This window comes from Candidatus Woesearchaeota archaeon (assembly GCA_016192995.1).
Taxonomy (GTDB): Archaea; Nanobdellota; Nanobdellia; order Woesearchaeales; family DSVV01; genus JACPTB01.
Window position 1 is genome coordinate 17,078 of record JACPTB010000006.1, and the last position, 11,619, is coordinate 28,696.

Below are 11,619 nucleotides of genomic sequence, written 5' to 3' on the forward strand. Positions count from 1 at the left end.
GGATTTTTCGGAGTGCCAGAAAGAAAAATCCAATGTTAAATAACCTTTTGAAGCTGAACTGGCACTAAAACCATAGAAGACTTATTACGTACACTGAAAAAGACTTATTACCTATCATAAGCTGTTTTAGATGTTCTGGATTTAGGATGAGTATCTATTGTTTTTTCTTCACCGCAGCTATACAGCGTTTCACTGTATTGTTTCATAAAACTATGAAAACCATAAAAATATTGATAAAAAAAGCTAATCAACACAAGTATAGGAAACGTTAACGCATAAAATAAAAGCAATGGTTTAAAGCTTCCAAACAAAGCAGATATTAAAATAAAAAAATTAATAGTATTAAAATAAAACAGTGTTGAGATAGTCTTAAAAATAATACTTCCGCATTTTTTTATAAATGGTTGATGATCACTATATACATTTGTTTTTGTTTTCTTAGTAGAGGAAGGAGTTTTATACAAAAATCCAAAACTTAATCCTGCTTTATACAATTGTTCAAAGCTTGGTTTTTTAGGTAAGTGATATTTTTCATATAATGCTGGGATTGTTTTCACCTTGATAAGTTCTTGAACAAGGCAGCTGTATTTTAACATTAAAAATGAATTATACACCAGGATAGATGAAAAAATAATAATTCCCGCTAAAAAAAGCAGAGGTGAATTAGGTGAATCATATCTGACAAAAGCATTATATCCTAATCCGAGAAAAACAGTCACTCTAATGATGTTTGTTCCCATGCCATCAAGATACCCTCCCCGCTGGGAAGATAAATTTCTAAAACGTGCAATTTCTCCATCAACACAGTCAATAGTAAACCATAACTGCAGGAGAATTGCTCCAATAATATTCAGCGTGTAATCAGGAAATGCAAGAAATACGCTTGCAAGAATGCCAGTAAAAATCTCAGCAAAAGTGACTTGGTTAGGTGTTACTGATGTGTGGACTAACACCCACGTAATATAGCGAGAAATCCTTCGGTAATAATAATACATAAAAAACGACTGTTTTTCTTTAGGGAGCTGAGTTCGTTCAACAACTTCTCGCAAGCTTATCATTTTAATGGAAATTAAAGGTGAGTTTAAATATTTTCTTAAACTAAACATATATAAATCAATCAAATATTCGATAAGCGTATAACATGGTACATATAGTAGGAACAATTGGTCCAGCTTCATGGAATGAAAACGTATTAAACATCCTTAATGAAAAACTAGGCTTGGTGCGATTTAATGGTTCATGGTTGGATTATGATACGTTTAAAGTAGTGAGGCAGAAAATTAAGAAACCTATTCTTTTAGACATCCCAGGTGACAGAAAAAAACCACGCCAAAAAACATTAACTGATGATATGTTAATTAACCTTGCTATTCAAGAAAAACTTAATTACATTGGCTTGTCATATGTGCGAAGTGCAGAAGAAGTTCATGCTATGAGAAAAAGGCTTGAAGGGAGTAATGTAAAAATAGTTGCAAAAATTGAAACGCAGGAAGCATTGCAATATTTGCCGGAAATTGTAGCTGCAGCTGATATGTTATTAGTTGATCGCGGTGATTTAGGCACTGCAATAGGTTTTGAAAAAGTGCCTATTGCTCAAGTAAATATCTTAAAAGAATGCAATAAGCAAAACAAGCCAGTGATTACAGCAACTGAAATGATGATGTCAACATTAGCTTCCCATAAGCCGAATTGCGCTGATGTCTCAGATGTATTTTTTGCGGTGTATCATGGTACAAATTATGTTATGTTGTCTGAAGAAACTGCAATCGGTCAGAATCCTATTCAAACCGTTGAAGTAATGCAGAAAATTATTGATGAAGCAGTAAAACATAAAAAATAAATTTTTTATTCAATAAAACTCTCTGGATCATCCATAATTATTTTGGCAATTTCAGGCCGCATAAATTCTTTAGGGGGAAATTGTTTCTTCAATAACATTTTTCGCGCTTCTGTTCCTGAAATGACAAGGTGATGCTCTTGATCATGAGGGCAAGTATGTTCAGTAGCAATATTTTCGCATTTCTTGCAATAATATGGACCATGAAGTTTCATAATAGTTATCCCTAAATCTGAAAACAAGTCGGCGTACGCGTGGCCAGCATATTTAGCATAATAATTGCCAACACCTGCATGATCTCTGCCAATAATAAAATGTGTGCAGCCAAAGTTTTTCCTAATAATCGCATGAAATACTGCTTCTCGAGGACCTGCATAACGCATAGCTGTCGTTAATATCCCAAAGACAACTCTGTTTTTATTGTAAAAATGAGCAACAGCATGCTGATAGGCTTTGATAATAACTCGTGGTGAAAAATCTCCAGGTTTTTTCCATCCTACTAATGGTTGAATAAACAATCCATCAACATGTTCAAGCGCTGTTTTTTGCAAATGTTCATGAGCGCGATGAGGCGCGTTTCTTGTTTGAAAACCAACAATGGTTTTCCATCCTTTCTCAGCAAACATTTTTCGCGTTTGCATGGGATCATAATTAAACCCTTGAAAATCACCAATCGGATAGCGATTAATAAGTTCTATCTTTCCTGAAATAAGGATATTGCTTCTATTGAAAAGCCTTTTTACTCCGGGATGATTAACATCTGTTGTGCCATACACTTGCTGAGCTTCTTTTTGTTTATCATAAGTAAAAATATCATCCACTTCTAACAAGGCAATTGGTGTTGTATCTTCTGCTCGAAGAATCACCTGATCTTTCTTATGAAATTGTTGCGCTTGTTCTTGAGGAACTGGAAGTACTATGGGGATAGTAAAGGGAACATTATTGGTTAATCTTCCTTTTTCAACAACAGATTCGTAATCTGCTTTATTCATAAATCCTTGTAAGGGACTAAACACCCCTGTCGCAATATTTTCAGCGTCAAGAATAGAGTCTCTGCCAATGATAAGCTGTTTAAAATTAGTAAGCTGAGAAAGAATATTTTTCTTCTTTTTATCATCCATAAACCCTTGGACGAGATTCCCTCCATGTGCCTGAAGAGAAATATTATTATTATTTGAAGCAGTAATATTATTGACAAGGATTCCTTGTTGTTTAAGATATTCCAATATATGATGGGCAGATTCTTCAACAGGAAGTTTATCAGTCTCTAGAACAAGCTCCGGATGATCAGATTCTTGATATGGTTGATCAACGCCAACAAAATTAGTCATAGTTCCTTGTTGCACTTTTTTATAATGTCCTTGAGGATCTCGCTCAGCGCAAATTTGAAAAGGGCATTTAACATAAACCTCTATAAATTTTCCTGCAGTCTCAATATTCTTTCTAATAGTTTTTCTAACTTCTCTATCTCCTGAAACAAAAGCTGCTAACACAAGCTGATTGTTTTGAGCAAGAGTTGTTGCAAGATACGTTACCCGTTGAAGATGTTTTTTTCTATCTTCAGGAGAATATCCTAAGTCAGGAGACAGCACTTTACGTACCTCATCTCCATCCAATACAACATGGGCAATAGCATGTCTTTTAAGCTTCTCACTTATGAAGCGTGAGATGGTTGTTTTCCCAGCTCCGCTTAACCCAGTAAACCAAATAACAGTGCCTTTCGGTGTATGATTATGCATATCTAAGAGAATTATTAGTTGTTTTAAAAAGATTGCCTTTGTTAGAAAAAACATATATATCTAACTAAGTTTTGCACTAGTAACGAGCTGTTATTTATGAGTGAAGATATAAAACAAGATGCATCTGCTATAACATGGAATAAAAAGTATTCTTTCTTGCTTCTTTTGTTGATACCAATTATCTTGAGCATGTATCTTAGGGTCATGCCTGCTTATTTACCATTTATTGATGAAAAAGCTGAAGACGATGTTCTGTTAGGGTTGAAAAACCAAATCTCGAAAGCAGTGGATAAACAATACTCTTCTCTGCCTCAAGAAAATAAAGACGTATTGATCAAAAAACAATATGATGAATATCTTAAACAACACCAGAGTGAAATTGATCAAGTTATTTATCAACAATCAAAGAAATACAAAGATAATTTTCAGGATGATACTGGGCATACCTATCTATTAGAGGTAGATCCTTGGCATTGGTATAGGCTTGCAAGAAATTATATTGATCATGGTTATGATCGTAATGTAGCATATGAAGGAAAATATTATGATACCTATATATCCGCAGGTTTGCCATTAGTGCTCTTGTTTGGAATAACAGTGAGTACTATCTATAAATTATTTGTTCCAGGACTGATTTCTTTTTCAAAAGAGAAGTTCTTTCTTTCTGAAATAGTTACCAAGGTTTTAGTCGTTATTATTTTTTTGGTATTATTGTTGATATTATTAATCCACCCATTTAAACAAACGTCTGTAACTATCCACTCTGAGACAAAAGCTATTTTGGTAAACGATCAATGGTACAACATTCTTGTCAACATCAAAGATAAGTCTGCTCCTGATGCAATTATTACTTCGTGGTGGGATTTTGGGCATTTTTTTAAAGCAATTGGTGATCGAGCTACAACGTTAGATGGGGGAAATCAGAATTCTCCACAAGCGCATTGGATAGGAAAACTATTATTAACTGATAATGAAAAAGAAAGTGTTGGTATTTTACGAATGCTTGCGTGTGGTGCGACAGTAGCATTTGATGAGTTAGAGCAACTATTTAACCATGATCAAGTCAAAACTAAAAAAGTTGTTGATCATATTATTTTATTATCAAAGAATGAGGCGAAGAAGTACCTCCTTCAACAAGATTTATCTGAACAACAAGCTGAACATATTCTGCAATACACCCATTGCCAGCCGCCAGAAAATTATCTTATCGTCAGTTCCGATATGATTCCTAAATCATCATCTTGGGCGCATTTTGGCAGCTGGAACTTCTCACGCGCTCAAGTAATCTATTTAACGAATAAGAACATGAAAGAAGAAGCTGTCACCTTTATGCGAGAGGATATGGCACTTACGAAAGAACAAGCTGAAGAAACTTATACACAAATAAAATCGTATAGCTCTGGTGATAAAGCTACTGCATGGATCGCTCCATGGTACAGTTATAGGCCGCTCCTTAATCTTTGTAAAAAAATAGATAATAATTTTGTTTGTCTGGATGCTTTGATGGTAAATCTCACTGAACATCAAGTGTATAAACCAAAAATAAATGGCGATAAAGTATATTCTATAATTAGTTCATTTATAGATGAAGATGGTAACTACACTGTGGAGAATTTAGAATACTCAAATAAAACATTTTTTACAACAAAAGAAGATGAGATGCTTGGTGTTTCAATATACCTGGATCGAAATAGGAACTACTACAATTTTTATATGGATCCAATACTGGTAAATAGCATGTTTAATAAGATGATGCTTTTTAGTGATCATATTCATTTTAAGTGTTTTGATTTATTTGATAATACGGGATCTATCTCAGAGCAAAATAAAATACAAGTATGGAAAGTAGACTGGAATTGCACATCTTAACTATTTTTTATTAAGAACTTTAACCAGAAACAATCTGTTATTTTTACTACCAAATTCTTTCTCAAGAGCAAACATATCAACTGAATTATTAAGATTTTCAAAAAACAAACTCTGAGGTTTGTAAAATTGCTCAGAAAATTCATCTGGTTCAGTAAATGAAGCAGGAGTATAAACCAGATTATTACTATCTGCAACAGCAACATAGGTAACGTTATTATCATCTAAAAATTTGATAAACGCTGTTTCAGATTTTAAAGCAGCGTATGGTATTTGTTGAAGTCGTATAATTGGAGTATCAATTCCATAATGGACACGATAAAAGTCGATATGCTGGATGAGAAATAGCACTTTTTGATCAGGCGAAACATCTTCTCCGATATACTGATACAATTCATCATACGGCCAATAATGATCTTCAATATGTTGATAGGTCATGGCCATACTATAAAGTATGACCATGAAGAGGAAAATACTGTACACTATTCTTCGAAGCAAAAGAGAAGAACATAATCTAAAAATAAAAATGCTTAATAACACGACAACAGGTGGAATAAGTACCACTATAAACCGAAGTACAGGCTCTCGCCAGTTATACATAACATAGATGCTAAGCAGTATCAAAATCCATAACAGCGAAAATCTAACAGCAAAAAAATCTTTATCTAAAAATATATTTTTAAAATGCATGGTTAAAAAGTATACAACACTTAACAGAAACAATAGTAACAGCGGCCAGGTGAGTAGTTCTGGAAAAAGGGCAAGGTACTTTATCCAAGTATTGAATGAAAATAGTTTCAGGAAGACAAGGTACTGCTGCTGTGAGTTAGTTAAAGTAAAAAATGTTGACCTAATAATAATCCATACTCCTGCAAATACCAACACTAATAAGGTCAGCAGCCAAAATGCTTTGAACTCTTTAAAAACTTGTCTGCTCTTTTCCCAATTCCATTGATATAGAATGCTGTATTCAAAAACTAAACTTACTGCAAAAACAGGTACTATAAACAAAACAGGTTCTTTATAGAAAACTCCAAGTAACAGCAAGAGAAATAATAATCCTAATTCGTGGAGTGCATGCTTTTGTTGAGTAAGATACGTATGAATATATTTAACAAAATAATAGCTTGCTGCAAGAAGGAAAAAAACTTCTCCACCGGTCATAAAGGCAAGATTGCTGAAGTAAAAAATGCCAGGAACAAATAAAAATAATATACTGCTTATCGCGGCAGTTTCTTTATCAATAAATAAGCTGAGAAGTTTATAGAGATAAAGTGCAGCAAAAAATAAGAATACTAGTTGGATAACTCTTGCAAAAAAAACTTCTTCAAAACCGAGTAAACTAACAAAGCCATTAGTGATAGTTCCAAGGGGTGGAAATCGAATAAGCCATCCTAATAATGATGCCGGGTCAGAAGATCCAAAAACTGTTAAACCAACTTTTTCAAACAAAAGACGCAAAGTGATAACATAGACATTAACCGTGAGTATTCCACAAAAAACAAAGAATATTTTTGAAGAGATTTTCAATTTTTTCCAACGATCTTGAAGGTAGTCCTTATTTTTTATCAGGAGATAGCCAATACCCAACAGAAACAATAAACTAACAATCACTTGAAACAAATAATTTTGAATCAAATACATAACTACTAACCTAATACTTTCAGCAAAATAAACTCCTTTGCTTACATGAAAATGCTCGTCATCACTCGGTTGAATGGGAAATGAAAGGCTATAAGCGTGAATTCCTAACAACAGCAAAAACAATACTACGAGGAGTAAAATTCTGCAGTGGGTATTTTTTTCTTTCTTTTTTGAAGGAAGAACAGTAACTCGTCTAGTATCTTGAAACATTTCTCTGAGAATATAATATCCTCCTATAATCAATACTAATATTATATTAACTATAACCATTCCTTTAGGGAATGAGTCTATTAACAACCACCACGGATAAACAATAAAACAGAGAAACAAAACCAGTGCATACCAAAGAGATATTTTTTTGAACATAGTGCAAATTATTTACTTCTTTGTAATACATTCATTGTATCAGGGTAATTTGGCGCATCCCAGGGAAATGGCTTGCCCTGAAGATGTAATTTCCATCTGCGTAAATCTTCAGTAACCATAATTGAAACAAGTTCTTTAAAGGTAGTTTTTGGCTTCCATCCAGTTTTCTCCATAAACTTTCGAGCATTACCTTGGAGGACATTAACTTCTTTTGGTCGTATCAGCAATTTCGATGTTTTTACATAATCAGTTGGATTTAGACCAACAACCTTAAATGCTTCATCAACAAATTCTTTTACCGTGTGTGTTTCACCAGTTGCAATAACAAAATCATCTGGTTTGTCAAGCTGGAGCATCTTCCACATTGCTTCGCAATATTCAGGTGCGTATCCCCAATCGCGCTTCGCATCTAAATTACCAAGGACAAGTTCTTTTTGCAATCCTAATTTAATCCGCGCAACTCCGTTGCTGATCTTTCTGGTCACAAATTCTAAACTTCGAAGCTCACTTTCGTGGTTGAACAATATGCCGTTGCAGGCAAACAATCCATATCCTTCCCGATAAATTCGCGTATTATGAAATGACATTAATTTTGCAGCAGCATAGGGAGAATTCGGCATAAAAGGAGTATGTTCATGCTGAGGTGTGATCTCTGTTGCGCCATATAATTCACTAGTTGATGCCTGATAAAACCGAATGTTTTTATTCAAATGCCTGATAATCTCCAGTAATCGTAATGAACCAGAACCATCAATTTCTGTTGTTAATAATGGTTGGTCAAAACTTGCGCCAACAAAGCTTTGCGCAGCTAAGTTATAAACTTCATCAGGTTGTGAAACAGATACTGCTTCAAGCAGCGATGCCATATCTGCTAAATCTGCAGGAATCAAGGTAACCTTTTCAAAAACATCCAATGCTTGTAAGCGCCAGAAATTTGGTGTAGATGTTCTTCTATACGTTCCAAACACTTTATATCCTTTTTTCAAGAGCAGTTGAGCTAAATAAGCTCCATCCTGGCCTGTTATTCCCGTAATAAGTGCTTTTTTACCCATATTCCAGCAAAAGTACCAAGACCCTTTTAAATTTTTCCTCTAAGTTGGCTCTGTAGAAAATGTAGTTTTTGGCATCTTTTGGTGAGGCTCTTCACGTTTATATGTGGGGATTTTTCGGAGTGCCAGAGAGAAAAATCCAATAAAATATACTCTTTAACAGCCGAACTGATGCCAAAACCGAGGCTATGCCGAGATTTTCTACAGAGCCCTACCAAAAAGTATTTTAATAAGTAAAACAAGATGCTATGATAATGAGGTAGTAACATGGTAGATGAATCACTTAATAACCTTCAATCAAAACAACAGCTTCAAGATAATAAATCAGGCAATAATAAAAGATGGCTATTCCAAGCATTGCCGCTATTCATAGGTATAATTATAATAGTTTCCTTACTCACCATTGACTTTACAGGTTCAGTTTCTCAAGGTGATATTACGGGAATGTCAGTTGCAACAGGTATGACACCCAAACCAATGCCTAAACAATGCAGATCAGATGTTGATTGCAATCCTGATGAAATTTGTTATGATTCAGGAGCTATTAAAGTCTGTATGAAACTAACTTTTATAAAATAGTTCATTCTTTAATAATCAATGCAAGGTAAAAAACTCACCAACGTACTATTCTTCACCAATGGATTAGTTGGCTTAGGAGGTCAGGAGCGTGTTTTATTAGAAGCAGCTTCCTATTTTCAAAAAGAAAAAAAAATAACAACAAATGTTGCAACCTTTGTTTTGGACAAAGATATTCTTGAAAACTATCAGCATCTTGCAGTTACTGAGATCAGCAACTGCTCATATATTCAAAGAATAAAGTTATTGAGAAATTATTTGAAGCAAACAAAACCAGCTTTAATTATTGCATCATCATCACTCGATTGTATGTATGTATTCTTAGCATCATATGGTTTAAACATTCCTTACATCAGCTACATTCATGGTTCTTTATTCTGGCTTGAAAACGAAGAACTCAAATATACTCTTCTTCATAAAAATTGTTTTCATCGTATTAGAAATTCAGTCCAAGGTCATAAAGAATTTGTTCCAGAAAAAATCAAGAATACTTTCACGAAAAAAATCTTCAATAACCTAGTTGCAGTTCTCGATTATATTGCTGTTAAAAGAGCGCGGGCAATAGTCGTATTAACAAAACAGATTGCATGGGAAATTGAAGAATTATATAACAAATATTCGATAGTGGTGAGAGGTTGTCTTGACAAAAAATTATTTAACTATCAGCCAAAGGTTGATATCAGGAAAAAATACCATATTAATAAAAAAACAAAAATTATTATGAATATTGGCAGATTAGATCCAAGAAAAAGAATTGATGTTTTAATCAAGGCATTTGACCATGTTGCAGAAAAATACAACGATAAAAACAATGATGTTGTTCTCTTAATAGGCGGCAAAGGTCCAGATAAAGAACGGTTAGATAACATCCATAAAACATTGAAGCATAAAGAAAAAATCAAATTTCTTGGTTTTATTCCAGACAACGAATATTATGATCATCTTGCAGGCTGTGATATTTTTGCATTTCCAAGCTGGACAACGTCCGGAATTCCGCCGTATGAGGCATTAGCGTTAGGAAAGAAAGTTGTTTGGACAACTGAAGCAGAAGAGCCAGTCTTGACAGATCCCTTAGTGTTTCTTGCAGATCCAAATGTTGAAGCATTCACTCAGGCAATGAACAAAGCATTAACAATGAAGGTGAAGGAAAAACCTCCAACATATCTTAAAGATCATATATGGGGGAAGTATTTTGAAACGTTATATGAAATTGCCATAAAAAATGTTTAAGCTTTTTTAGTACGTAATAAGTCTGGGGTTTTAGCGCCTACTTTTGTGAAGCTCTTCTTAAATTCACTTTGGGGATTTTTCGGAGTTCCAGAGAGAAAAATCCAATTGATATATGCTTGAAAAGCTGAACCGGCGCTAAAACCATAGAAGACTTATTACGTACCTTTTTTAAGAACTTTATTATACACACCAATATATTTTTCTATGATCTTTTTCCAGTCATATTCTTTCTCAACATTTTGCTGAATAGCTTTTCCTAAATTAAGGCGTAATGATCTAATTCTTAAACGAAGAATTCTATTCGCAATTTGTTCAGGTTCATCTTTAACAACAAAACCATTTTTGCCATTTTCAACAATATCATTGACTATGCCGACGGGCGTGCAAACTAATGCTAATCCAGATGCACCAGCCTCAAGAATAGTTTGTCCAAAATTTTCAGATAATGAAGTATAAACAAATATATCAGCTTTTTTGTATTCATCAATTAATTCTTTGCCATATTTAAGTCCAGCAAACGTAATGTTCTCACCTACATCAAGCTCCTTAACGAGTTCTTTCATTTCATCAAGATAGCCAGGTTTATCAGTTGCGCTGTTAACAATTTCTTCTCCAACAATCCGAAGAACAATAGCTTCTTTCTTCAATAAAGACATAGCTCTAATCAATGGTGCAATATTTCTATTTCTTGATATTCTCCCAACAAACAGCAGGGTCAATATTTTATTTTTTCTTTTAGTTCTATCAACATAATATTGTTGTGCATCAATTCCCATAGGAATAACCTGTATTTTATCTTCAGCAACGCCATACTTTAGTGCTTCTTTTTTTTCGAAATGCGATGAAACAATAACAGCATCTGCTTTTTTTGCTACCATTTTCATAGTCAGGACATCATATAATCTATACGGCAGTTTAACCCAACTATTTTTCAAATATTTGTCATACCCTAACAACCCACCATGGGTATTCAGCACAAAGGGTTTTCTCAATAATTTTGCCATAACAAAGCTGAGATCTGTTTGAAAACTTCTATAATTATGAGCATGAATAATATCAGTGTTCTTAAACACAGATATCATGCTCGGTGTTATAATATATTGTAAAAATCTAAACCATGGTTTGCATCGTTCAACAGAAACCCCTTTATAATGTTCACATTCAGGAGCATCTTTCGCTTTAAAGGTGGTTGTTGTAATAGGAGAATGTATTCCTTGTTGTTCAAGTCTAAGAGAAATTTGATAAGCTTGATTAACAGGACCTGTTACATTTGGATAAAATGTTTCAATAACCCTTATAACCTTCATGGTTA

At 33.9% G+C, this 11,619-nt stretch carries 9 protein-coding genes; 4 read left to right on the forward strand and 5 right to left on the reverse strand.

All coding sequences use genetic code 11. The features are described from left to right. Positions 1 to 107 precede the first annotated feature (107 nt). A complete protein-coding gene (locus HYY69_05130) occupies positions 108 to 1,058 on the reverse strand; it encodes a CDP-alcohol phosphatidyltransferase family protein (GenBank protein ID MBI3032834.1) in 951 nt (316 codons plus the stop codon). Between the two features lie 83 nt (positions 1,059 to 1,141). On the opposite strand from HYY69_05130, the gene HYY69_05135 reads away from it, so the two are divergent. Continuing rightward, positions 1,142 to 1,840 (forward strand): hypothetical protein, encoded by a 699-nt coding sequence (locus HYY69_05135; protein MBI3032835.1) that lies wholly within the window; start codon positions 1,142 to 1,144, stop codon positions 1,838 to 1,840. Between the two features lie 5 nt (positions 1,841 to 1,845). On the opposite strand, the gene sat is transcribed toward HYY69_05135, so the two are convergent. Continuing rightward, positions 1,846 to 3,576 carry a sulfate adenylyltransferase gene (gene sat / locus HYY69_05140; GenBank protein ID MBI3032836.1) on the reverse strand — a complete coding sequence of 577 codons (1,731 nt, stop codon included), beginning with the start codon at positions 3,574 to 3,576 and terminating at the stop codon, positions 1,846 to 1,848. 96 nt (positions 3,577 to 3,672) lie between these two features. Here sat and HYY69_05145 point away from each other — a divergent pair, with 96 nt between their 5' ends. Then, positions 3,673 to 5,445: a hypothetical protein gene (locus HYY69_05145; GenBank protein ID MBI3032837.1), complete on the forward strand. Its 1,773-nt coding sequence runs from the start codon at positions 3,673 to 3,675 to the stop codon at positions 5,443 to 5,445. Here the strand turns inward: HYY69_05145 and HYY69_05150 are convergent, their stop codons facing one another. Both HYY69_05150 and HYY69_05155 read right to left on the reverse strand, forming a co-directional pair. Next, positions 5,446 to 7,452 (reverse strand): glycosyltransferase family 39 protein, encoded by a 2,007-nt coding sequence (locus HYY69_05150; GenBank protein ID MBI3032838.1) that lies wholly within the window; start codon positions 7,450 to 7,452, stop codon positions 5,446 to 5,448. Between the two features lie 8 nt (positions 7,453 to 7,460). Next, positions 7,461 to 8,504 carry a GDP-mannose 4,6-dehydratase gene (locus tag HYY69_05155; GenBank protein ID MBI3032839.1) on the reverse strand — a complete coding sequence of 348 codons (1,044 nt, stop codon included), beginning with the start codon at positions 8,502 to 8,504 and terminating at the stop codon, positions 7,461 to 7,463. Between the two features lie 264 nt (positions 8,505 to 8,768). On the opposite strand from HYY69_05155, the gene HYY69_05160 reads away from it, so the two are divergent. Both HYY69_05160 and HYY69_05165 read left to right on the forward strand, forming a co-directional pair. Next, positions 8,769 to 9,080, forward strand: coding sequence for a hypothetical protein (locus HYY69_05160; protein MBI3032840.1), 312 nt, complete (start codon positions 8,769 to 8,771; stop codon positions 9,078 to 9,080). An 18-nt stretch (positions 9,081 to 9,098) separates the two neighbouring features. After that, positions 9,099 to 10,307 (forward strand): glycosyltransferase family 4 protein, encoded by a 1,209-nt coding sequence (locus HYY69_05165; GenBank protein MBI3032841.1) that lies wholly within the window; start codon positions 9,099 to 9,101, stop codon positions 10,305 to 10,307. Positions 10,308 to 10,462: 155 nt separating this feature from the next. On the opposite strand, the gene HYY69_05170 is transcribed toward HYY69_05165, so the two are convergent. Beyond that, positions 10,463 to 11,614, reverse strand: a complete 1,152-nt coding sequence (locus tag HYY69_05170) for a glycosyltransferase family 4 protein (GenBank protein MBI3032842.1) — start codon at positions 11,612 to 11,614, stop codon at positions 10,463 to 10,465. Positions 11,615 to 11,619: the final 5 nt, after the last annotated feature.

Excerpts from the sequence above, each read along its gene's own strand:
- HYY69_05170 (MBI3032842.1), bottom strand. The coding sequence starts at position 11,614 with ATGAAGGTTATAAGGGTTATTGAAACATTTTATCCAAATGTAACAGGT.
- HYY69_05160 (MBI3032840.1), top strand. The coding sequence starts at position 8,769 with ATGGTAGATGAATCACTTAATAACCTTCAATCAAAACAACAGCTTCAA.
- sat (MBI3032836.1), bottom strand. The coding sequence starts at position 3,576 with ATGCATAATCATACACCGAAAGGCACTGTTATTTGGTTTACTGGGTTA.
- HYY69_05145 (MBI3032837.1), top strand. The coding sequence starts at position 3,673 with ATGAGTGAAGATATAAAACAAGATGCATCTGCTATAACATGGAATAAA.
- HYY69_05150 (MBI3032838.1), bottom strand. The coding sequence starts at position 7,452 with ATGTTCAAAAAAATATCTCTTTGGTATGCACTGGTTTTGTTTCTCTGT.
- HYY69_05155 (MBI3032839.1), bottom strand. The coding sequence starts at position 8,504 with ATGGGTAAAAAAGCACTTATTACGGGAATAACAGGCCAGGATGGAGCT.
- HYY69_05130 (MBI3032834.1), bottom strand. The coding sequence starts at position 1,058 with ATGATAAGCTTGCGAGAAGTTGTTGAACGAACTCAGCTCCCTAAAGAA.
- HYY69_05135 (MBI3032835.1), top strand. The coding sequence starts at position 1,142 with ATGGTACATATAGTAGGAACAATTGGTCCAGCTTCATGGAATGAAAAC.
- HYY69_05165 (MBI3032841.1), top strand. The coding sequence starts at position 9,099 with ATGCAAGGTAAAAAACTCACCAACGTACTATTCTTCACCAATGGATTA.